The organism is Pseudomonas frederiksbergensis, from assembly GCF_017114915.1.
In the GTDB taxonomy this organism is placed as follows: Bacteria; Pseudomonadota; Gammaproteobacteria; order Pseudomonadales; family Pseudomonadaceae; genus Aquipseudomonas; species Aquipseudomonas frederiksbergensis_I.
In genome coordinates, this window is sequence record NZ_JAAUOE010000061.1 from 1 (window position 1) to 23,274 (window position 23,274).

Annotated in this window: 13 protein-coding genes and 1 pseudogene; 11 read left to right on the forward strand and 3 right to left on the reverse strand. The window is 60.1% G+C overall.

The window, feature by feature from the left end; all coding sequences use genetic code 11:
* Window positions 1-4,930 (forward strand): annotated as a pseudogene (locus HCU66_RS25515) (LapA family giant adhesin); the annotation flags it as partial.
* Between the two features lie 147 nt (window positions 4,931-5,077).
* Window positions 5,078-5,416 carry a tryptophan synthase subunit beta gene (locus tag HCU66_RS25520; protein ID WP_205891163.1) on the forward strand — a complete coding sequence of 113 codons (339 nt, stop codon included), beginning with the start codon at window positions 5,078-5,080 and terminating at the stop codon, window positions 5,414-5,416.
* 153 nt (window positions 5,417-5,569) lie between these two features.
* Here the strand turns inward: HCU66_RS25520 and lapD are convergent, their stop codons facing one another.
* Together lapD and lapG are read right to left on the reverse strand one after the other, a co-directional pair.
* A complete protein-coding gene (gene lapD / locus HCU66_RS25525; RefSeq protein WP_205891164.1) occupies window positions 5,570-7,516 on the reverse strand; it encodes a cyclic di-GMP receptor LapD in 1,947 nt (648 codons plus the stop codon).
* 14 nt (window positions 7,517-7,530) lie between these two features.
* Window positions 7,531-8,223: a cysteine protease LapG gene (gene lapG, locus HCU66_RS25530; RefSeq protein WP_205891165.1), complete on the reverse strand. Its 693-nt coding sequence runs from the start codon at window positions 8,221-8,223 to the stop codon at window positions 7,531-7,533.
* 244 nt (window positions 8,224-8,467) lie between these two features.
* Here lapG and HCU66_RS25535 point away from each other — a divergent pair, with 244 nt between their 5' ends.
* The 5 genes from HCU66_RS25535 (at window position 8,468) to HCU66_RS25555 (ending at window position 15,566) form a co-directional block, all read left to right on the forward strand.
* Window positions 8,468-9,178 (forward strand): FCD domain-containing protein, encoded by a 711-nt coding sequence (locus tag HCU66_RS25535; protein WP_205891166.1) that lies wholly within the window; start codon window positions 8,468-8,470, stop codon window positions 9,176-9,178.
* Window positions 9,179-9,935: 757 nt separating this feature from the next.
* Window positions 9,936-10,712, forward strand: coding sequence for a DUF3050 domain-containing protein (locus HCU66_RS25540; RefSeq protein ID WP_205891167.1), 777 nt, complete (start codon window positions 9,936-9,938; stop codon window positions 10,710-10,712).
* Window positions 10,709-11,638, forward strand: a complete 930-nt coding sequence (locus tag HCU66_RS25545; RefSeq protein ID WP_205891168.1) for a diiron oxygenase — start codon at window positions 10,709-10,711, stop codon at window positions 11,636-11,638. Before HCU66_RS25540 ends, HCU66_RS25545 begins: the two co-directional genes overlap by 4 nt.
* A 13-nt stretch (window positions 11,639-11,651) precedes the next feature.
* Window positions 11,652-15,068 (forward strand): non-ribosomal peptide synthetase, encoded by a 3,417-nt coding sequence (locus HCU66_RS25550; protein WP_205891169.1) that lies wholly within the window; start codon window positions 11,652-11,654, stop codon window positions 15,066-15,068.
* A 30-nt stretch (window positions 15,069-15,098) separates the two neighbouring features.
* The gene (locus HCU66_RS25555) at window positions 15,099-15,566 is read left to right on the forward strand and encodes an SRPBCC family protein (RefSeq protein WP_205891170.1); all 468 of its coding nucleotides are present in this window, start codon (window positions 15,099-15,101) and stop codon (window positions 15,564-15,566) included.
* Between the two features lie 97 nt (window positions 15,567-15,663).
* Here HCU66_RS25555 and HCU66_RS25560 read toward each other — a convergent pair whose 3' ends face one another.
* Entirely contained in the window at window positions 15,664-17,544 is a 1,881-nt protein-coding gene (locus tag HCU66_RS25560; protein ID WP_205891171.1) for a methyl-accepting chemotaxis protein, read from the reverse strand.
* A 301-nt stretch (window positions 17,545-17,845) separates the two neighbouring features.
* On the opposite strand from HCU66_RS25560, the gene HCU66_RS25565 reads away from it, so the two are divergent.
* The 4 genes from HCU66_RS25565 to HCU66_RS25580 all read left to right on the forward strand — a co-directional run bounded on the left by HCU66_RS25565 (window position 17,846) and on the right by HCU66_RS25580 (window position 23,196).
* The gene (locus HCU66_RS25565; protein WP_008005709.1) at window positions 17,846-18,346 is read left to right on the forward strand and encodes a sigma-70 family RNA polymerase sigma factor; all 501 of its coding nucleotides are present in this window, start codon (window positions 17,846-17,848) and stop codon (window positions 18,344-18,346) included.
* Entirely contained in the window at window positions 18,346-19,350 is a 1,005-nt protein-coding gene (locus HCU66_RS25570) for a FecR domain-containing protein (protein WP_205891172.1), read from the forward strand. The genes HCU66_RS25565 and HCU66_RS25570 overlap by 1 nt, the downstream gene beginning before the upstream one ends.
* Before the next feature lie 88 nt (window positions 19,351-19,438).
* Entirely contained in the window at window positions 19,439-21,940 is a 2,502-nt protein-coding gene (locus HCU66_RS25575) for a TonB-dependent siderophore receptor (RefSeq protein ID WP_205891173.1), read from the forward strand.
* A 71-nt stretch (window positions 21,941-22,011) separates the two neighbouring features.
* On the forward strand, window positions 22,012-23,196 hold the full coding sequence (locus HCU66_RS25580) for a PepSY-associated TM helix domain-containing protein (RefSeq protein ID WP_205891174.1): 1,185 nt from the start codon (window positions 22,012-22,014) through the stop codon (window positions 23,194-23,196).
* Window positions 23,197-23,274: the final 78 nt, after the last annotated feature.

A 23,274-nucleotide genomic window follows, 5' to 3' on the forward strand; every position in this document is an offset into this window, starting at 1 on the left:
CGTCACCGACACCCTCGATACTTCGACCGTCAATCTGACCGCGACCAGCACTGTGGCCGAAGGTGGCACGGTGGTGTACACCGCGTCCGTGACTTCACCGGTGACTGGTTCGCCGGTGGTTGTGACCCTATCCAACGGCCAGACCATCACCATCCCGGTCGGTTCGAGCAGCGCCAGCGTCAATTTCACCGCACCGAACGATGCCCTGGCCGGCGGTGGTTCTCTGAGCGTCAAGATCGACGACGCCCAGGGCGGCAACTACGAGAAGCTGGAAGTCGACGGCAAGTCGGCGGACACCTCGGTGACCGATACTCCTGACACCACCACCCTCAGCCTGTCGGCAACCGACTCCGTCGCTGAAGGCGGTTCCATCGTTTACACCGCAACCCTGACCAATGCCGCCGGCACGCCGGTCACCGTCACCCTGAGCAACGGCGCCGTCATCACCATCGCCGCCGGTGCGACTAGCGGCTCGGTGACTGTCGATGCACCGAAGGACGACGTCTACAAGGACGCCGGCACCGTTGAGGCGACCATCAAAGGCGCGAGCGGCGGCAATTTCGAGAACCTGGTGACCAGCCCAGCGGCGGCGGTTACCGACGTCACTGACACCCTCGATACCTCGATCGTCAACCTGACCGCCACTTCGAGTGTGGCTGAAGGCGGGACCGTGGTGTACACCGCGTCCGTCTCTGCCCCGGTCACCGGCTCGCCAGTGGTGGTGACCCTGTCCAACGGCCAGACCATCACCATTCCGGTCGGGTCGAGCAGCGCCAGTGTGAATTTCACCGCACCGAACGATGCGTTGGCCGGCGGCGGTTCCCTGAGCGTGAAAATCGACGATGCCAAGGGCGGCAACTACGAGAAGCTGGACGTCGACGGCAAATCAGCCGACACCTCAGTGACCGACACACCGGACATCACCACCCTCAGCCTGAGCGCCACTGAGTCGGTAGCCGAAGGTAATCAGATCACTTACACCGCAACCCTGACCAACGCCGCCGGCACGCCAGTGACCGTGACGTTGAGCAACGGCGCTGTAATCACCATCGACGCCGGTAAAACCATCGGCACCGTGACCGTTCCGGCTCCATCCGATGACGTTTACAAAGACGCCGGCACGGTTCAGGCGACCATCACCACCGCTACCGGCGGCAACTTCGAAAACCTGGTCACCAGCAATACCGCGGCAGTCACGACTGTCACCGATACGATCGACAAGACCGAAGTCAGCATCAGCGGCAGCACCTCGGTGACCGAAGGCCAGACCGCCAGTTACACCGTCAGCCTGACCCACCCGGCACAGACCGAAGTGACCCTGAAGATCGTCTACAGCGGCACCGCCGCCGACGGTTCGGACTTCACCGGCGTATACACCGTGAAGATCCCGGCCGGCGCCAGCAGCGCGAGCTTCAACGTCGCCACGCTGGACGACAAGCTCACCGAAGGCACCGAGAACTTCGTGGTCAAGATCGACTCGGCCACCGGCGGCAACTTCGAAAACCTCGCGGTCAGCACCACCAACGGCAGCGTCAGCACCTCGATCATCGACAACGATGCCGCGCCGGTGCTCGACCTGGACACCAACAACTCCAGTGGCGCCACCGGGGCCAACTACAACGTGACCTTCACCGAAGGCACTACCGGCCAGGGCGTCTCGATCGGCGACACCGACCTGAGCATCACCGACCCGGACAGCACGATGCTGACCGGCGCGACCATCGTGCTGACCAACCGCCAGCCGGGCGACGCGCTGAACCTGGGCAACAGCGTCAATGGCATCAGCATCAACGCCAACAGCCAGGACGGCACGGTCACTCTGACCCTGTCAGGCAACGCGACGCTGGCCGACTACATGCAGCAGATCAAGAACATCAGCTTCACCAACAGCAGTGAAGATCCGAGCACTGTGCCGCGGATCATCACCGTGACGGTGACCGATGGCAGCAACTATTCCAACACCGCCACCACCACCGTCAACGTGGTGGCCGTGAACGACGCGCCAACCGCCGCGCCGGTTAACGTCACCGGCACCGAAGACACCCCGCTGATTCTTGGCTGGTCGACCTTCGGCATCAGCGATGTCGACAGTTCGGCCGCCAACCTGGGGGTGAAAATCACTCAGCTGCCGGGCGAAGGCAAGTTGCAGTACCTGGACGGTGCGACCTGGCAAGACGTGGCCACCAACCAGACCTTCAGCAAGGCCGATATCGACGCCGGCAAGTTGCGCTTCACGCCGGATGCCAATGAATCGGGCGTTGACGGCTACGGCGGCAGTGGCGTGGGTAACAACCAGGCGGACTACGCGCAGATCAAGTTCCAGCCCACCGACGGTCAACTGCTGGGCAACACCGCCACGGTGAAAATCGACATCACGCCGGTTGCCGATGCGCCGTCCCTGAACGTCGCGGACAACAGCGTCAAGTCCACCGGCCTGATCAAGGAAGTCTGGACCGGTCTGTCGGGCCTCGGCACCGATGGCAGCGGCGCGTCTTCGAGCACGCTGAAATCGGTCATCGACGCCGCGGGTACTCCGAACTCCAGCAGCACCGTGACCAACGTGCAGTCCAACGGTGGCGTCACCGCCGGCACGGCCTCGAAAACCTCCGGCCTGATTTACCTCGAAGCCGGCAAGACCTACACCTTCAGCGGTACCGGCGATGACAGCCTGTTGGTGACCATCGGCGGTAAAAACGTGGCCGCAACCACGTGGGGCGCGGGCGGCAACCTGAACGGTTCGTTCACCCCGACCACCAGCGGCTACTACACCCTGGACATCTACCACCACAACCAGAGCGGCCCTGGCAGCTATGACGTCAACCTGTCGGTCAACGGTGGTGCGGCGGTCGACCTGAGCAGCGCCGGCGTGCCGCTGTACACCGGCGTGGCGGATCTGGCCGCTGCTGGCGTGACGGTTTCCGACCTGCACGGCGCCAATGGCGAAGGCTACTACGACGGCTACAAACTCAACGAAGGCGCCGAAGGCACCAGCGTTCATTTGTCCGCGATCAAGACTGCACTGACCGACACCGACGGTTCCGAAAGCCTGAGCGTGAAGATCAGCGGCATGCCGGCGGGCTCGGTGCTCAGCGATGGCGCGGGCCACACCTTCACCACCACCAACGGCGAAGCCAACGTCACCGGCTGGAATCTCGGCACCCTGACCGTCACCCCGCCGCCGTACTACAACGGCCAGTTCACCCTGACCGTCACCTCGACCTCCACCGAAGCCCACGGCGGCTCGGCTCCGAGCACCGCGCAGATCCCGGTCACGGTGTACCCGTCGGTCTACAACGCCGTCACCGCCACGGCGGCCGACGACACGGTAACCGGCACCGACGGCAACGACATCATGGTCGCCGACATCGGCGGGCTGACCGTGGTGCCGGGCACCAACTACAACATCGCGTTCATGGTCGACAGCTCGGGCAGCATGAGCGCCTCTTCGATCAGCGCGGCCAAGGATTCGCTGACGGCGGTGTTCAACACCCTCAAGCAAAGCCTGGGCAGCAACTCCGGCACCGTGAATATTTTCCTGGTGGACTTCGATACCCAGGTCAACAAATCGGTGTCGGTGAACCTGAATGACCCGAACGCGCTGACCTTGCTCAAATCCGTTCTGGATTCGATGTCGTCCGGCGGCGGCACCAACTACGAGGACGTGTTCAAAACCACGGCCAACTGGTTCCAGAGTGCCGACGCCATTGCCAACACCGGTGCGAAGAACCTCACGTACTTCATCACCGACGGCAAGCCGACCTACTACCAGAGCGGCGAGCAGACCAACCCGACCTTGTACGACACTGTGAAGCTCGATGACGTCATCGCCACCACCCATTACAAGTTGGGGCAGACCTATTCCGGCTACCTGGACAGCACTCATTACCTGACCATCGACAGCGCCGGCAACGTCACGCTGGAGACTCAGAATAAAAAAGGCAACTGGCACAGTTCAGACTTGGGCACCCTCCATGCCGAGGGTAACGGCACGTACGAACTGTCCTATCGCGATGGCACCGGCTATAGCACCGATTCCACCGCCATCGACAACTCCTCCAGCGGCTTCGCATTGCTGAGCAACGTGTCGACGGTGGAAGCGATCGGCCTGAACTCAGACGTCACTCTCGGCGACCTCAAGCCCTACGACTCGGATCAAACGCCACAAACCAACATCGACCCCAAAGACCTGGCCAACTCGATCATCGGCCATACCGAAGCGACAATGCCAGGTGCCGACACGGTCAACGGCGGTGACGGCAATGACCTCCTGTTCGGCGATCTGGTGAGCTTCAACGGCATTGCCGGCGAGGGTTATCAGGCCATGCAGGCATTCGTGGCCCAGCAGACTGGCGTCGACGTCAGCACAGTCACCACCAAAAACGTGCACCAGTACATCACCGAGCACTACACCGAGTTCGATGTATCTGGCGCTTATGACGGTAACGACACGCTGCTGGGCGGCGCAGGCAACGACATTCTCTTCGGCCAGGGTGGCAACGACCTCCTCGATGGCGGCAAGGGCAATGACATCCTGCTCGGCGGCAGCGGCAGCGACTCGCTGATCGGCGGTCAAGGCAACGACCTCCTGATTGGCGGCTCGGGTGCCGACACCTTCATCTGGAAGGCTGGCGACACCGGCAGCGACGTGATCAAGGACTTCAAGGCCAGCGAAGGCGACCGCATCGACCTGCGCGATCTGTTGCAAGGCGAAAGCGGCAGCACCATCGATAACTTCCTGAAGATCACCACGGTCGATGGTGTGTCGTCCCTGCAAGTCAGCTCCGCCGGCAAGTTCAACGGCGCCGACGCTGCAGCGGCCGCCCCGGACGTGACGATCAAACTGGAAGGTAACAATTGGTCCAGCGCCAGCATCAACTCGTTGATCGCCGGCAGTGACCCGACCATCAAAATCGATCACAACAACAGCTGATCCGCAGGCTGACGGCCGTCCAGACCGGGCGGCCGTCATGTAGGTGCACACCTCACGGGTGACGATTTCGTCGTCGCACCGCATACTCGCCGGCGTTGGCCTATGCTGCTGACAGCACGACGCTGGTCCATTTCCGAGGGATGCTCAATGTTTTACGTGCAACGCGATGCGCAAGGTCAGTTAGTGCGCGTGGAAGCCACGGCCTACGCCGAGGCCACGGAAACGCTGCCGGCCGACCACCATGAAATCCAGGCCTGGTATGCCCACGAAGTGGTGGAAACCAGCCTCAAGCAGCTCAAGCAGAGCGACCTGGAAATGATCCGGGTACTCGACGACTTGATTCAGGTGCTGACCCAAAAAGGTGTGATCCGCGTCACCGACCTGCCGCCGGCCGCTCAAGCCAAGCTCATGGACCGAAACCAGGCCCGTGAGGCGTTGGGGGGGTTGAGCCAGTTGATCGATGATGATGAAACGGGGTTGATCTGAGCCTCCCTGCCTGATCGTTCCCACGCTCTGCGTGGAAATGCCTCAAGGGACGCTCCGCGTTCCAGCCCCACCGCCGGCGTTGCGCCTGGCACCGTTGTGACGCAAAGCGTCACCGGCTGCATTCCCACGCAGAGCGTGGGAACGATCAGTGGGTTACTGCCAAGGCTTCGGCTCACCCAACAGCTGCCCCTGAACCCCATACAACCCCATCTCCCGAATCACCGACAACTCCCCTTCGGTCTCGACCCGTTCGGCAATCAACGGCAGATCAATGCTGTGCGCCGCTCGCTGAATCGCCTCGATGAACAGGCGCTTGTCGCTCTCCTGATCAATCGCCCGGATGTAACTGCCGTCGATCTTCAGATACGCCAACCCCAGCCGCGCCAGGTTGCCGATCATGCTGAAGCGCCCACCAAAACGCTGCAGGCTCAGCGAGAACCCAAGTTCACGCAAACGCCGCGTCAGCTGTTCCAGCACCGCTTGCTCGGGCAATTGTTCTTCACCGATTTCCAGGGTCAGCCGCTCCCCAAGATTCGAATGCTGACGCAGGATCTCGAACACTGCATTCAACGCCTGCGGGTCCGCCAGCGTCGCCGAAGACAGGTTCAGCGCCAGCGACTCTTCATGCTCGGCCATCTGTTCAAGCACCAGCTCCAGCATCAAACGGTCCAGCCGCGCGGTCCAGCCAAAACGCTCGAGCCATGGCAGGAAACGCCCCGCGGAAATGGTCTGGCCTTGCTCGTCGAGCAGGCGCGACAGCACTTTGTAATGCAGCACCATCTGCGTGTCGTGGCTGGCCACCACCGGCTGGAAGTACAGCTCGAAACGCTGCTGATCCAACGCCTCATCCAACAGGGTGTGCCAGGCATGGTGATCGTCGCCAACCCGCGTCGGTGCGCCCTGATCGAGGCACGCCCAGCTCGGTTCGCCCTGGCTTTCCGCCTGGGCCAGAGCCTGATCCGCCAACCCGATCACCGCTTGCGGCGAGTCGCCATGGATAAACGACGCCAGCCCGATCGAAGCCACCGAAGCCACGTCCGTGGCGCCCGTGGCATGCAGGCTCGCCAGGGCACTCTCCAGGTTACTCGCCAGTTGCAGCGCTTCTTCGCGCACCAACCCCGGCGCCAACACGGCGAATTCGCCGCCACGAATCCGCGTCACAAGGTTCTGGGTTTCCGGGTACTTGGCGCACTCGCGGGACAATTGCTCGCCGACCGCTTTGAGCAATTCATCGGTGCGCTGACCGCCCAGTCGCTGGTTCAACCCGGCCAAATCCTTGACTCGCAACAGCAACAGATAACCTGAGCTGGCCTGCTCCGAGTTACTCACTCGCGCGTTCAATTGCATTTCGAAATAGCGCCGGTTGGCCAGCCCGGTCAGGTTGTCCTGATAGGACTCGGCCCGCAGTTTTTCACTGCGTTCGGCCTGTTCCTGGAACAGTGCCTTGAGCTTCTCGACCATCTGATTCATGGCCTGCACCACCCGGCGCAGTTCCGGGGTGCGCGGCAGTTCCGGCAGGCTGAGGAATTCCCGGCGAGCAATGGCGTGGGATTGCTTGACCATGTAGTCCAGCGGCTTGAGTTGCCGACGCAGCAATAACGCGCCCAGTACCGCACTCACCGCGCCGCAGAGCAGCAACCAGCCGAGGCTGCCCAACGCGCTCTGCCAGAGCTTGGCCAACGCAAACATCGGATGGCTGACCACCTCGACCCGCGCGGCCTGCTCCCAGCCACGGCTGACAAGCGCATCGCCACCGGCCGGCTCCAGGCCGATCAGTTTGACGAACCAGTCCGGCACGTTGGTGACCGCCGGGATGCCGCTGCGCTCGACAATCGTCTTGTCGTTGGCCAGATCGACCACACGGATGCTCGCGTAATAACCGCTGTCGAAGATCGAACTGACCAGCAACTCGACCATCGCCGGGTCGTCGATGTTCGGCGTCAGGGACAGCGCCAATGCCGTCGCGGCGTCCTGGGCGTGGGAGCGCAACTGGTTGACGTACTGGGTGCGCGAGCTTTCCAGACTGACCATGAAGCTGCCGGTGAAGGCGACCACCAGGAACAGACAGATAGCGATCAACAGCTGTTTGAACAAAGACATCTGAGCGCGTGCTCCTAGTTAGTCGGCTCGACCGGGAATCCTTCGGCCTGCATTTTCTTCAACACATCCTGCCAGCGGGACAGGCGTTTGGTGTCACCGACCTTTTTGTTGCCCTTGGCGCCCGGCAACCACAACCCTTCGGCATTGAAAGAGTAGACCGGCAACAAATCGGTTCGCTGATTGGCGGGTTTGATCGCGTCGATCAGGCTGTCGAGCACCAGAGGCATGGCCTCGGGGCTCGAGTAGTAGGTCAGGACCATGTGCGCGCGATTCAGGCGCAAAGCCTTGACGTAGGTAATGCGCAGCTTGTCACTGGAGACACCGAGATGGCGCAGGCTGAAATACTTGGCGATCGCGTAGTCTTCGCAATCGCCGGCGCCTTTCCACAAGGCTTCGATCGGGGTTTCCCAATAGTCGACTTCGTGCCATAGGTCGATGTCCTCTTGGTAACGCATCTGCTTGTTGAAGAACCGGTTGACCACGTTGAGCTGTTCCAGCTCGCCGACCTGCTTTTGCGTGGCCAGTAACTGCTGCCAGGCATCGATACGCTGCCGCCCTTCGCCCAAAGGCCCGTACAATGCCTGAGCGCGGCGGCTGATCAGCGAAAAATCCCAGTCGGCATGCAGCCCGCCCAGCATGACGCCGGCCAGCAGCAGTGCGCAGCCTAGCCAGCGCAAAGTCCGAGGGATCGCGAAACGTACCGCCAATGCGAGGCATCCAGGTCAGGCAGATGGAAAATCTGCTTGATGGTGAAGGTTAGCCTGCCAAAAGACAATGGCACGGTGAGATCACTGCCAACACGCTAAACTTGGCATTAGGGGTGCCATAAAAGGATCGCAGGAGCTGCCGAAGGCTGCGATCTTTTGACTTTCTGCCTGTTTGACAACCCGTCAGGCAGTCACTAGTGTCCATTTGGATCCAAATATTTCAGCCAATCAGGGTGCGTTTGTCGTGACACAGAAGCCCAACCCTCTCAGCAGTATCAAGGTCAACGGGCCGATTCCCGCTCACCAGGCACGTTCAGTGATCCAAGAAACCCTGCGTGCGGCCATTCTCGACGGTCGCATTCCCTGCGGCACCGCCCTGCGTCAGCAAGACCTCGCCGACCTGTTCGGCGTCAGCCGCATGCCGGTGCGCGAAGCCTTGCGCCAACTCGAAGCGCAATCGCTGCTCAACGTGATCGCCCATAAAGGCGCGGTGGTCGCACCGCTGGTTCAGGGCGATGCGGCTGAAACCTATGAGCTGCGGATCCTGCTGGAGTCCGAAGCCCTGCGTCGGTCGATCCCCCTGCTCGACGCCGCCGATTTCAAACAGGCTGCGCGCTATATCGAGGAGTTGGAAACGGAGCACGACTACACCGAGATTGGCCGGCTCAATCGCTTGTTCCACATGGCGCTGTACAACAAGGCCCCCAACCAGCGGTTGCTGAGGCTGGTCGAAGACGGGCTGAACGAAGAGGAACGCTTCCTGCGCTTCAATCTGGAAGCCATGGGCCTGGGCAAACTGTCCCAGGAAGATCACCGGGCGTTGTTGCAGGCCGCCGAAGAGCGGAACGTCGAGCGTGCGGTGATGCTGCTCGAAAACCACCTCAACCGGGGTGTCGAAGTCATCACGCACTACCTCGCAAGCCCTGAGGCGCAGCCCAGGAAAGCCTCAAAGTAAATCGCCGCGACAGCAGCCCCGGGCGAGCCTGTTGAAAGGCTCGCTTTCGTTTGCCGCGATGTCGAACTGATCCGCCACTGGATTGCTCAACGAACAAATCTGCTTACAAATCCCCTTTCGTTCACACCGCAGCAATGCGCAGCGACTTCATGCCCGCTCCCCAAAGCCCCTGTTCTCTCAAACCCGACAATTACGCCTATCAGATCTAGCAGCGGTGATAGCGACCGCCGTGAATTACGCTCACTCTTGAGCTGCCAACGAATAATGACGGGCGACGCACCGCATCCGCGGAGCAGTCCTCGCACCAAGAACCTACGGAAGGAGTCTTGCCACGGGAAAGGAAGAACCGGCGTCATTCCCAGCCAACTTCCACCCCCTCAGATCACGTCAACGAACCCAGTAGAAAGTTGCTTTGAGTGAGGCATTCACTCTTTATTTGAATTTTGACTTATATAAGTTGAAAGGAGCAACTACGCCCAAATAAAACTTCACACAGAAGTTTTATTGGAACTTGCCGCGCCCAAGAAAGTTAAACTTTAAATTAATAAAAAAATGACTTGCCCGGAACTTTACTCGTGTATTAGTTTTTCTCCGCCACCCAACAACACTGGGACCCGGCGCTCTCCAGCAACTATGCACAACTGAAAAACATCAATTCAATTGAGGCACCCGTTCGCCAATAGAAAACTACAAGCAACCGTCCGCTATTGATCAACACACTCATCAACGGTATTCCAGATCATATATAGGCCCGCTCATGAAACCGACTAAAGACCGTCTCAATCAGAAGAAAGCAGAACTTAGTGCGCACCCGATCTTCTCTGAAATACATTCGTTATCGGTCCTTCAACGCTTCATGGAAACCCATGTGTTTGCGGTGTGGGATTTCATGTCGCTGACCAAGCGCCTGCAACAGGAACTGACCTGCGTTCAGTTACCCTGGCTGCCGCCGCGAGATCCTCAGGCCGCACGGTTGATCAACGAGATCGTGCTCGGTGAAGAGTCCGATGATCGCCTCGATCAAGGCCACTACAGCCATTTCGAGTTGTACTTGGATGCGATGCGCGAAGTCGGTGCAAGCACGGACGCCGTCGAACGCTTCGTGGCGCTGCAAAAAGAAGGCGTGAGCTACGACGTGGCCTTGCAAAGCGTGGACGTCGACCCGGCGGCCGCGCAGTTCGTGCGCCACACCTTGCACACCGCGTTGCATGCACCGGGGCACAGTGTGGCGGCGGCGTTTCTGCACGGCCGCGAGAGTGTCATCCCGCAGATGTTCCAGCGGATTCTCGACGACTGGGGCATCGGCATCGAACAGGCGCCGACCTTCCGTTACTACCTGGAACGGCACATCGAAGTCGACTCCGAAGACCATGGCCCGGCGGCGGAAAAACTCCTCGCCCGCCTGGTCGATGGCGATCCGCAGCGCGAAGAAGACGTCTACGCCAGCGCCATCGCCGCCGTGGAAAGTCGCATCGCCCTGTGGGATGGCTTGCGCCTGAGCATGAGCGAACCGGTTGCACAGGTGACCGCATGAACGCCGCCGACTACCAATCCTTCGCCGACGCCTGGGAGAGCCGCGCGACCATTCGCACCCGCCCCCGGCGCGTGCTGGAGAACGACGACAAGCTGATCTACCCGCTGAGCCGTCAGCCGCTGGTGCTGAGCGAAACCTTCCTGCGCGAGTGCCCGGAGCAACGGGACTTCGCCCTGGTGCAGACGCTCTACAAGTTCATCAATGACGTGGTGATTTTCGAAACCGAAATCGTCGACAAGACTGCCCGCAGTATCGCCAAAAACCGCTTCAGCGTGGCGTTCCCGTTCGCCTGTCGCTACGACGCCATGACCGTGGTGGTGGACGAGGATTACCACGCCCTGGTGGCCATGGACTTCATGCAGCAGACCGTCGCCATGACTCGCATCGCGCCCATCGAGCTGCCGGATGAAATCGAACTGAGCCGTGCCATTCCGGCGGCCGTGGCGCTCGCACCGGAACACCTGCGCAGCGCCGTGGAGCTGATCTGCGTGGCTATCGCCGAGAACACCGTGACCGGCGATGTGGCGGCGTTCGCCAAGGACGACACGGTCAAGCAATCGATCAAGGGCCTGATGGCTGACCACTTGCTCGACGAGGGCCGTCACTCCGGGTTCTGGTCGCGGTTGGTGCGCATCTACTGGCACACCGCGAGCGAAGACGATCGCCAGTGCATCGCGAACATCCTGCCGGCGTTCATCGGCCATTACCTGACCAACGACATCCAGAAGTCCTTCGACTTCCGCTTGATCGACGCCTTGCAGATCAGCGATGCAACACGCCAGGCACTCAAGAGCGAAGTGTCGGGCCTGGCCTTCCCGATCAATCGCCATCACCCGCTGGTCGCCAACATCGTGCGGTTTTTCCGCAGCAGTTCACTGCTCGATTCAGCGTGCGTGCAAAGCGCCTTGAGCGACTACCTGGTTTAACGAGGAGAACATCATGAGACGTCTCGATATTTTGCTCATCGGGCAAAGCCAGGCCCTGACCGAACTGGCGTTGGAGCTCGAACAACACGGTCATTCATTGGCGCGGCTTGCGAATGCGCAGGAACCGCCGCCGGGCATATTTGATCTGCTGGTCGACGACGCGAGCCTGCCGTTTCGGGACTTTGGCAATGCGCCGCGTTTAACGCTGCAATTGGGTGTCGGTGTGACAGGGGCTTCAGGTCTGCCACCACTGGACCTGCTGTGCACGCACAACTCGACGCCGCTGACTCGCGTGCCGATCGCCGAAGAATCGTCCGGCAACGGCCAGGCATTGCGCCTGAGGGCGGTGGCCGAGCTGGTCGATCACGTGGCCCTGCTGGTCAGCCGCTTCTCCCGGGATGCCGACTATTTCCAGCAAGCCGAGTCGCCGGCTTTCGCGCACTTTGAGCAGGTTGAAAATCTGCTGTTCCTGGAGGGTCTGGCCTTCGTCCATCGACTCAACAGCACGGCTGAACCATGGCTGCTGCAGCTCGGGCAGATCCCGATGATCGAGCGGCTCGAACAACGTTTCATCCAGTCCGCCGAGCGTCCGGCGCTGAACATCGCCGGCACGACTCTGAGCTATCGGCAACTGCACGCCCACAGCCGCGCCATCCAACAGCGCTTGCAACCGTTGCTCGATCAGCATCAAGGGCCGTTGGTGGTCGGGATCTGCCTGCCAAAATGCAGCGCCCTGTATGCGGGGATTCTGGCGATCCTCGGCAGCGGCGCGGTGTATCTGCCGCTGGAGCCGAGTCATCCGCTGCAACGTCAGCAGTACATTCTGGAAAACGCCGGGGCGGTGTTGTTGCTGCATGATGGAGAACACCCGCTCGGCGAGACGATGCCGGGGCTGGACATCAGCCATATCGACAGCGGCGATGTGAATCTCGACCAACCCTTGATGCGCCAACGCCCCGCTCTCGACGCGCCGTGCATGGCGCTCTATACCTCGGGCACCACGGGTCACCCCAAAGGCGTGCTGCTCAGCCAGGCCAACCTCGCGCACTTCACCGCGTGGTACGCCGACTACGTGCAGCTGACCGAACAGAGCCGGGTGTTGCAGTTTTCGTCGCTGAGTTTCGACTCGTCGCTGATCGACATCTTCCCGACCCTGTTGCAGGGCGCCGAGCTGATCGTGCCCGACGAGGACCAGCGCCGCGACCCGTTGCAACTGGTCGAGCTGATCCGTCATCAGCAACTGAGCCATGCCTTTTTGCCGCCAGCGCTGTTGAGCATCCTGCCGCTGGATCAGTTGCAGGTTCTCGATCACGTGATGACCGGCGGCGATGTTTGCGAACCCTATGTGATCCAGCAACTGACCCGCCAAGGCAATCTCTACAACCTCTACGGCCCGACCGAAGCCACGGTGCTGATCACCGCGCGGCAACTGCGCCCCGGCGACAACAACCGGACCCTCGGCGCACCAATTGCCAACAGTCAGGTGTTGATCCTCGATGAGGACTTGCAACCGGTGACCGAGCAAACTGTCGGTGAGTTGTTCATCGTCGGTCCAGGGGTGTGCCTGGGTTACCTGAATAACCCGCAGCAGACTGCCGAACGCTATCTGAACCTGAGCCTGCCGAACGGCCAGCGCCTGCGCGCGTATCGCTCCGGTGATATGGCCAAGTGGACCGCCGAAGGTATCGAGCTGTGCGGACGGCGAGACAATCAGGTGAAGATTCGCGGCTTTCGGGTCGAGCCGGAAGAGATCGAACGCTGCCTGCGCGACAGTCAGCTGTACCGTCAGGTGGCGGTGGTCATCGACCCTCATCGGCGGATTCTGGCCTTTCTCGCGCAACCTCAGGAAGCACAACCCGGCGCCGCTCGCGAAGCCTTGAAAGCCCACGCAATGCAGTTTTTGCCAGACTACATGCAGCCGACTGCCTGGACCGAACTGGCGAGCATGCCGTTCGCCAGTAATGGCAAGGTCGACCGCAAAGCGCTGCTGGAACTGCCCGTCACCGTGACCGAAAACAATCCTCGGCGTTTGCCCGCCAGCGCCGATGAAGCGCTGTTGCTGGAGATCTGGGCCGAGCTGCTGGAGCTGCCCGCCAGCGACATTTCCACCGACGAAAGTTTCTTTAACCTCGGCGGGCACTCGATTTTGCTGTCACGCATGCTCCTGCGTTTGCGTGAGGAGTTCGGCCGCAGTATCTCGATCAACCGCTTCATCGAACTGCCGACGATTGCGAAGCTGGCGACCCTGGTGCGCGGTTCCGGGACCGAGGAAGTGCTGAGTGAAAAAGCCTTGGCCGACGCCTTCCGCGAACTGGACATCGAGCCGCTGCCTATCAGCCAAATGGGCGATGTGCACAAGGTGATCGTCACCGGCGCCAACAGCTTTGTCGGTGTGCATATCGTCGAAGCGCTGCTGGCCTGGGGCGCCAGCGAAGTCGCGTGCCTGGTGCGCGATGGCGGCGGGCAATCGGCGGCGCAACGCTTCGCCCAGGCGCTGCGGGAAAACCGTCTGGAGCATCTGGACCTGAGCCGGGTGCAAGTTTACGCGGCAGACATCACTCGCCCGCAACTGGGGCTCAGCGAAGACGTCTATCAACGACTGGATCGCGAGTTCGGCGCGCTGGTGCACAACGCCGCCAACGTCAATCACGTTCTCGATTATGAGTCGTTGGCGCGGGACAACGTCGAGCCGATTTTCGAGTGCCTGCGCCTGTGTGAAGGGCGCAGCAAGAAGATCTTCAACTTCGTCTCGACGCTCTCGGCGTCCAGCACGATGTCCGACGATGGCCGGGTGCTGGAATTGCCCGCCGCGCAGACGCCGCCGATCTACATCAAGAACGGCTACAACCTGTCCAAATGGGTCGGCGAACGGATCCTCGAACGGGCGCGGGAGCGTGGGGTGCGGGTCAATCTTTATCGCCCCGGCAATATCAGTTTCAACAGCCTCACCGGCGTCTGCCAGCCCCACAAGAATCGCCTGATGCTGATGCTCAAGGGCTCGATCCAGCTCGGTCAGGTGCCGGAGTTCGCGCTGAATTTCGACCTGATGCCGGTGGATTTTCTCGCCCGTTTCATCGCCTTCCATGCCAGCCGTTACCAGGCCGAAAAAGCGGTGTTCAACCTGCACAATCCCGAGCCCCTGAGCTGGGACGCCTACGTGGCGTCATTTCGCGAGGCCGGTCGGGAGTTCGCCATGGTCAGCGTCGCCGACTGGCAGCAGCAACTGGGCCGCGTCGACAGCGATAACGCGCTGTTTGGCGTGCTGGGTTTCTACCTCAACGGCTTCGAAGAAGACATCGGCGACATCTCGATGATCGGTCACGACAACGCCCAGGCCGGCGTCCGGCAGATGGGCGCGCACTACCCGGAAAAATCCCCCGCGCTGCTGCGACGCGGCTGCGACTACCTCAAAGAAATCAACTTCATCTGATTCATCCCAACCCAGCACGGAGCAAAAACCATGAATACTCTGCAACCCGATACCCTGATCAAAAACCCTCACGGCTGCCACGTCGTGTCTTCGGTGGACGTACCGGCCGATGCGGCGCAAGTCTGGACGGTGGTCGGTAACTTTGCCGGCTTCGATCGATTCATTCCGGCACTGTCGCACATCGAGATGACGGGCGAAGGCGTATCGTCACTGCGCAAGAAATTCTTCAAGGATGGCAACCTGGTGGTCGAGCAACTCAACTCCCGGGATGACCAGGCACTGAATATGACCTGGACCACGATCTACAACACCTTGGGCGTGGACAATTTGTGGGCGGCGATGAGTGTGGAATCCCTGGGCACAGACAAGTCGCGGGCGACCTGGACCATCATCGCCGAACCTGCCCAGGGCGGTGCCGAGGCCCTGCCGGGGTTCAGGGATTTCGTTCAGGGGTTTGCCGATGATGCGATGGCGAATGTGTTGAAGCTGTTTGTGTAGGGCTTCGGTTCAGCGGTGATCGTTCTTTCGCGGGCAAGCCCGCTCCTTGGAGCGGGCTTGCCCGCGAAGAACGATAACGCGGTCCAACTGACCTTCATCAGATCTTGAAGCTATCAACCAACTGCTTCAACCGATTTGCCTGCTGGGACAGTGCATCGCAATCCTTCAACGTTTCATTGAGGTTGGCCACGCTCTGCTGGTTCAGCAAGTTGATCTGGCTGACGTCAACGTTGAGGGTTTCCACCACGGCCGTCTGCTCTTCGGTCGCCGCGGCCACCGATTGGTTCATGCCGTCGATTTCGCCGATGCGCCGGGTCACGCTGACCAAACGCAGGCCGGCCTGGTTCGCCACTTCGACGCTCTGTTCGCTGGACACCTGGCTGGCGTTCATCGTAGTCACCGCTTCGCGAGAACCGATCTGCAGCGAGCTGATCATCTTGTGGATCTCTTCCGCCGACTCCTGGGTGCGATGAGCCAGGTTGCGCACCTCGTCCGCCACCACCGCAAAACCACGACCGGCCTCACCGGCACGGGCCGCTTCGATGGCCGCGTTGAGCGCCAGCAAATTGGTCTGCTGGGAGATGCCTTTGATCACATCCAGAATGTGCCCGATGTTGTCGGTGCTCGCGTTCAGGGTTTCGATCTGCGTGCAAGACAGGCTGATTTTCTGCGACAGCTCGGTCATCGCCAGGATGGTTTTTTCCACCACCTGACGGCCGTCATCGGCCTGCTCGCTCGCGCCGCTGGCGTGTTGCGAAGCATCGGCAGCGTTGCGGGCGATTTCCTGGGTGGCGGCACCCAATTGGTTGATCGCCGCGGCCACGCTGTTGGTGCGGGCGCTTTGTTCGTCGGAGCCGATGATCGAGGCGTTGGACGACTCCATCACCCGTTGCGACAGGTCATGAACCTGACGGGTCGCCGAGGATACTTCACAAATCGACGCGTGAATCCGCTCCACGAACTGGTTGAAGGAGCTGCCCAACTCACCGAACTCATCTTTGCTTTCCACGACCAGACGACGGGTCAGGTCACCCTCGCCCTGGGCGATGTTCTGCATCGCGCGGCCCATTGTGGTCAGCGGACGCATCAATACGTTAATCAGCAGGCTCAGCAGCACCGCGATGACGGCTACGGCGATGAACATCGCGATCAGCGCCGAGGTGCGGAATTGGCTCAGTGGCGCGTAGGCCTTGGCCTTGTCGATCGACAGACCGACATACCACTCGGCGTTCGGCAAACCCGTCACCGGCGTGAACGAGAGGATGCGGTCCTGCTTGTTCAGTTCGACTTCCTGGATGCCTTTCTCGACGCGGACACTGGAACCCGGATAAATGTCTTTCAGGTTTTTCATCACCTGATCCTTGTCCGGGCTGACGATCACTTGACCATCGGCACTGACAAGGAACGCGTGGCCGATGCCACCGAAGTCCACCGAGTTGATGATCTTCACCAGGGTTTCCAGGCTCAAGTCACCGCCGACCACGCCCAGCAGTTCGCCATTCTTTTTCACCGGCATCGCGATGGTCACCACCAGCCCGCCGACCGCGGCCATATACGGCGGGGTCAGCATGGTCTTGTCGGCGACCGCGGCTTGTTTGTACCAGGGGCGCTGACGCGGATCATAGCCGTCCGGCATCTTCGCATCTGGGCGCTGGGTGAACACGCCATTGGCCTGTCCGACATAAGTGAACTGGAAGTTCGAGGTGAGGGCTGGTTGATCGACCAGCCCCGGGAAATCGGCATTGGCACCTTGATGAGCGACGTTCTGCGCGAGGTTTTCCAGGACCAGCACACGGCCGCTCATCCAGTTCTGCACGCTGCTGGCGGTCAGGTCGCCGGCTTGCTCAACAGAGGACTCGAGGTTTTGCCGGATGGTGTTTCGCTGCAGATAGTCGTTGTACAAAGTGAACAACGCAAAGGCCAACACCACGACGCCAGAAGCGGCCAGCAGGATTTTATGGCTGAACTTGAGATTCATTTCATGGGACTTCTTATGCCAAAAGTGAGGATGCGTTCCGGGTTGCAACATTCCATGTAACAGCGCAGAGCCTTCTGTAGCTGCTCTACTTTGGTGCACGCATGTGTCACCAGTCTTTCGGCACGAGCGGGAGAAAACTTAGGGGAGTTGTACGAAATCCGTCAGATACCCGCCGAACGGCGTGCCAGAGCCATCGAACAATAGTGTTTGCTGGGGGTTGTTCGAACGGCAGTTGCAAATATCCCGAGCCTTGATGACAATGCGACTAATTATCATTTGTGATGTTCGGGCTGTCGCGTTCATGTCCTCACCTGAGTTTGCAGTACAGGCGCTTTACAGCAGCCATCACGGCTGGCTCAACACATGGCTGCGCGCTCGATTGGGCAACGCCGCCGACGCGGCCGATCTGGCCCAGGACACGTTCGTCCGCCTGCTGCAAAGAACCGAACGCCTGGAGCTCAAGGCTCCCCGCGCCTTTCTGCGAACCATCGCCCGCGGCCTGGTGATCGACCATTGGCGTCGTGAGGAAATCGAACGCGCGTACCTGGAAACCATCGCCCATTTGCCCGAAGCCGAAACCCCGAGCGCCGAGGCGCGGGCATTGGTGCTCGAACTGCTGGAAAGCATCGCCCGCATGCTTGAAGGCCTGAAGCCGAAAGTGCGTCAGGCGTTTCTGCTGGCTCAGTGCGAAGGGCTTACCCACAAGCAGATTGCCGAACACATGGGATTGTCCCTGCGTTCAGTGGAGCGTTATGTGGCCGACGCGCTGTATCACTGTTACGTGCTGCGGTATGAAGCGTGATGCCTGTGGATAACTCAGCATTGAATCGTCGCGGCGAGCCTCATCAGCAGGTGGTCAAACAAGCCATCCACTGGCTGCTGCGTCTGCGTAACAACGCGACCAATTCCAGGTTGCGCCAGCAATGCGACGTCTGGAGGGCGGAACACCATGAACACGAACTGGCCTGGCAACGGGTGCAGTCCCTGCAAGCCGAGTTGAACAGCAATCTGCGCGCGATACCCGGCGCTCAAGTTGCGTTCAACACCCTGGAAAACAGCGCACAGGGACTCGGACGACGCCAGGCATTGAAGCTGCTGTCGGGCGCGTTGCTGATGGGTTCGGCGGCGTGGCTGGGCAAGGATGTGGTCGGCTGGCAACAGTGGACCGCCGACTTCGCCACCGCCACGGGCGAACGACGTGGTTTCCAATTGCCGGATTGCTCGCGCCTGGAGCTCAACACCGCCAGCGCGGTGGATCTGGATTACAGCGCGCAGCAGCGCCTGATCAAACTGACTCGCGGCGAGATCGTCGTGACGTGCGGCGAAGGGGTTTCGTTCGATCGACCGTTACAGGTGCAAAGCCGCCACGGTCTGTTCGAAAGTGTGGCTGCACGTTTCATCGTTCGTCAGGACGCCGACTGCACACGGCTCAGTGTCACCAGCGGCATGGTCGCGATCCATTCGCCACAGACCATCGATGGCCTGCCGACTCAGGTGCAGGCCGGGCAGAGTTATCTGATCGATCGCAGTCGCATTCAGTTGGCACCACCGCCGAACATGGATGCCGGCGCCTGGGTCGACGGCCTGATCGTCACCCGCAACATGCGCCTCGGGGATTTCATCAATGAAGTCGGACGTTACCGGCCCGGCTATCTGACCTGCGCGGCGGACATTGCCAACTTGCGGCTGTCCGGGGTTTTCCGTTTCGAAGACACCGACAGGCTGCTGGCCATCCTGCCGCAAACCCTGCCGGTGCAACTGCGTTATCGCACTCGCTGGTGGGTGGCGCTGGAGCGACAGGCCTGAATTATCTTTGGCGGGTTTTCCGAATCAGTCCGGCTTAGTCAGTAAGCACTTCAACTCTGCCTTCAGCGACTTCCTACGGAAACCTACAATGTCTGTGCGCACCATCAGTAAGAACCCTCCCCATTTCGCCGCGCAATCAGGCGTCTTGCGCCACGCCATCCGCGCGACGCTGTTCTCGACCGCATTGGGTGTTGGCCTGCTGCCGACACTTGGCGTTGCAGCGCAGGGCAGCGAGACCAGCAGCCACCGCTACAACATTGCCGCCGGCCCATTGAGCGATGTGCTCAACCAATTCGCACGTCAGGCGGGCATTACTCTGTCGACGACCCCGGCTCAAACCCAGGGTCTGCAGTCGCCGGGATTGCAGGGTGACTATTCGGCGGATCGGGCGTTGAGCCATTTGCTCAATGGCACAGGGCTTGTGGCCGTCAGTCAGGATGGCAGCAGCTATGTATTGCGGCCCATCGCTGAAACCGAAACCCTGGCACTGCCCACTACCGATATCAAAGGCTTCGCCCTGGGTAACGCGCTAGGCAGCATGGAAGGCTACAACACGACTCACAGCCAGATCGCCACCAAGACCAGTACCGCACTGCTGGAAACCTCACAAAGCGTGTCCGTGGTGACCCGCGAACAAATGGACGACCAGGGCTCGCAAACCGTATCGCAAGCGATGCGCTACACCCCGGGCGTGTTGACCAACCCTTACGGCGCTACCCACCGTTATGACTACGTGGCGATGCGCGGTTTCAACGACGGCTCGGTGGATAACATCTATCTCGACGGCCTCAAATCCATGGGTGACAGCGGCACCTACAGCACCATGCAGGTGGACCCGTATTTCCTCGAACGGGTCGATATTCTCAAAGGGCCGTCGTCGGTGCTCTACGGTCGCAGCTCACCGGGCGGGCTGGTGGCATTGACCAGCAAGAAACCGTTGTATGAGCCCTATCATCAGGTCCAGGCAACGGTAGGCACCCAAGGCCAACGCGGCATGGGTTTCGACTTCAGCGGGCCGGTGGATGATGACAAGCGTATTGCCTATCGTCTGACAGGGTTGGCGGATCAGTCCGACACACAGTTCGACCACAATAAGGAAAAGCGCTTCGCCCTCGCGCCGACGGTGAGCATCGATTTCACTGATGATACCTCGCTGACGCTGCAAGCCTACCTGCAACACGATCCCGACGGTGGCTATCACGGCGGCGTCCCGGCTGACGGCACCATCCATCAGCGCAACGGCAATCGAATCTCCCCCAACTTCTTCGAGGGCGAGCCGGGCGTCGATGGTTTCCAGCGTGATCAACAGTCCTTCGGATATCAGTTCGAACACCGCTTCAACGACGTCTTTACTGCACGGCAGAACTTCCGTTACCTCGACTCCAAGGTGAAAATCGATCAGGTTTACGCCTATGGCTGGACCACGCCCAGCAGTAACGAGTTGAACCGCTATTACACCGGTGGCGACGAAAAACTCCACGCGTTCATCGTCGATAACATGCTGCAAGCCGAGTTCTTCACCGGCGCCACCAAACACACCGTGTTGATGGGGGCGGACTACCAGCGACGCAAGACGGTGGTCGACTGGAGCAGCGGCGGTCTTGCGCCGATCGATGCGTTCAATCCGGTGTACGGCAATTCCGCCATCGACTTCTACAGCCCGATCAGCTACCTGCGTCGCCTGGAACAAACCGGCGTCTACCTGCAAGACCTGATCGAGATGGATAAATGGCGCTTCTCCCTGGGTGTGCGCCAGGACTGGGTTGAAACATCCGATGAAAATCGTCTGGCTGAAGCTGGACGCCCTGTAGGCACCGAAATCAGTGACAAACGCACCAAGCTGACGGGGCGAGCCGGGGTGTTGTACCTGTTCGATAACGGTATCGCGCCGTACATCAGCTATTCAGAGTCGTTCAACCCCAACTCCTACGCGGACAGCGTCGGCAACCCTCTGGCCCCCACCGACGGTACCCAATGGGAAGCGGGCCTGAAATACCAACCGCCGGGCACCGACAACTTGTTCACGGCCTCGCTGTTCCGTATCGACCAGGAAAACCTGGCGACCAAATTGCCGCAGGAAAACTTCTACCGCGCTGTAGGCGCCGTCCGCTCCCAGGGCCTGGAACTGGAAGCGCACATGCAGCTGACCGATAACCTGAAAGTACTCGGCAGTTATACCTTCACCGACATCGAGTATTCGAAGTCAATGATCAGTACGTTGAGCACTGCAACCGACGTGATAGAGAACAAGGGCAACTCGCTGACTCAGGCGCCACGCCAGATGGCTTCGGTATGGGCGGACTATCAGTTCGACAGTGCAGCACTTGACGGCCTGCGGCTGGGCGGCGGCGTGCGCTATGTCGGCTACAGCTGGGCCGATGCGGAAAACACTCTGAAAGTGCCGTCCTACACACTGTTCGATGCATCTGTCGGCTATGACCTGGGCAAGGTGGGTTTAAAGGGCGTGGATGTACGCCTGAATGCGAACAACCTGACCAACGAGTCCTATGTGGCGTCCTGTGCCAGCCTGAACTTCTGCTACATGGGTGAAGAACGCAACGTCGCCGCCACGGTGAGCTACCAGTTCTAACTATTCGTTATTACGACAAAGCCAGCACCTGAATCCAGGGGCTGGCTTTGTCGTCTCTGCAGGAAAATTCCATGCGCGCATTTCTGGTTTTACTTCATCGCTATATTGGTTTGGCGACCGCGTTGTTTCTGCTGATGGCGGGGCTTACGGGCAGCATTCTGGCGTTCAATCATGAACTGGATGAGTGGCTCAATCCGGGGTTCTATTCAGCGTCTTCCGAAGGTCAGCGTCTGCCACCTGGAACCTTGGTCGACAAGCTCCAAGCGGAACATCCGAGACTGCAAGTCTGGTACATGGAATACCCGTCGGAACCGGGTCATACCGCATTGCTGGCCGCAGTACCGCGCAATGACCCTGCGAGCGGAAAACCTTTTGCCGAGCCCAATCAGGTGTTCTATCTGGATCCGGTCAATGCCGAACAGAAAGGACACCGGTTCTGGGGGGAATGCTGTTTTCAGCGGGAGAACTTCATCCCGTTCATTCTTGAGTTTCACTACAACCTGGTCCTGCCGGATAACTGGGGCTTGCTGTTAATGGGACTGGTCGCGGTCGCCTGGGTTGCCGATTGTTTCATTGCGCTCTGGCTGACGCTTCCACGAGGCAATCCGTTCTGGAAGAAGTGGTCGACGGCCTGGAAGATCAAGGGTGGGCATGCCTATCGGTTGAATTTCGATCTGCATCGGGCGGGGGGATTGTGGCTTTGGTTATTGCTGCTGCCGATCGCCGTCAGCAGTGTCGCCATGAACTTGCCGAGCCAGATATTCAAACCTGCGGTTTCACTGTTTTCGCCGATTGAGCCGAGCGTCTATGAAGCCCGTGGGCGCATGCCTACCGAGGAATTGGGGGTTACGCGGCTGAGTTATCAACAGGCTTATGAGCATGCGTTGCAGGAAGGGCAAAGGCTGGGGCTAACCGCTGCGATTGGCGAGTTGTATTACAGCTTCGAGTACAACTTTTATGGGGCGGGGTTTGGCCAACATGATACCGAGGCCCATGGAAAGTCCTGGTTGTTCTTCCATGGCACTGACGGGCGTTTATTGGGGCAGGAAATCGCAGGACAGGGCACCTTGGGAGAGCGCTTTTATAGGCTGCAATTACCGATACACGGTGGGCGGATCATCGGGTTCACCGGGCAAGTCATGATCGCGGTGTTGGGTGTTTTGATTGCTGTATTGTCGGGGACGGGAATCTATATCTGGTGGCGCAAGTTGCTGGCTCGAAGAAGTAGCAAGGCGCGCAAGACCGTTCCGAATTGAAGTTTCTATAAGCCCGGAAAGACAAAACCCCTGCCTGCATAAGCAGACAGGGGTTTCGGAATTCAATCTTGACGATGA

What these genes read in the sequence shown, in the direction of transcription:
- HCU66_RS25520 (WP_205891163.1), top strand. Translation starts at nt 5,078, where the DNA reads ATGTTTTACGTGCAACGCGATGCGCAAGGTCAGTTAGTGCGCGTGGAA.
- HCU66_RS25575 (WP_205891173.1), top strand. Translation starts at nt 19,439, where the DNA reads ATGTCTGTGCGCACCATCAGTAAGAACCCTCCCCATTTCGCCGCGCAA.
- HCU66_RS25580 (WP_205891174.1), top strand. Translation starts at nt 22,012, where the DNA reads ATGCGCGCATTTCTGGTTTTACTTCATCGCTATATTGGTTTGGCGACC.
- HCU66_RS25540 (WP_205891167.1), top strand. Translation starts at nt 9,936, where the DNA reads ATGAAACCGACTAAAGACCGTCTCAATCAGAAGAAAGCAGAACTTAGT.
- HCU66_RS25560 (WP_205891171.1), bottom strand. Translation starts at nt 17,544, where the DNA reads ATGAATCTCAAGTTCAGCCATAAAATCCTGCTGGCCGCTTCTGGCGTC.
- HCU66_RS25545 (WP_205891168.1), top strand. Translation starts at nt 10,709, where the DNA reads ATGAACGCCGCCGACTACCAATCCTTCGCCGACGCCTGGGAGAGCCGC.
- HCU66_RS25555 (WP_205891170.1), top strand. Translation starts at nt 15,099, where the DNA reads ATGAATACTCTGCAACCCGATACCCTGATCAAAAACCCTCACGGCTGC.
- HCU66_RS25550 (WP_205891169.1), top strand. Translation starts at nt 11,652, where the DNA reads ATGAGACGTCTCGATATTTTGCTCATCGGGCAAAGCCAGGCCCTGACC.
- HCU66_RS25570 (WP_205891172.1), top strand. Translation starts at nt 18,346, where the DNA reads ATGCCTGTGGATAACTCAGCATTGAATCGTCGCGGCGAGCCTCATCAG.
- HCU66_RS25565 (WP_008005709.1), top strand. Translation starts at nt 17,846, where the DNA reads ATGTCCTCACCTGAGTTTGCAGTACAGGCGCTTTACAGCAGCCATCAC.
- lapD (WP_205891164.1), bottom strand. Translation starts at nt 7,516, where the DNA reads ATGTCTTTGTTCAAACAGCTGTTGATCGCTATCTGTCTGTTCCTGGTG.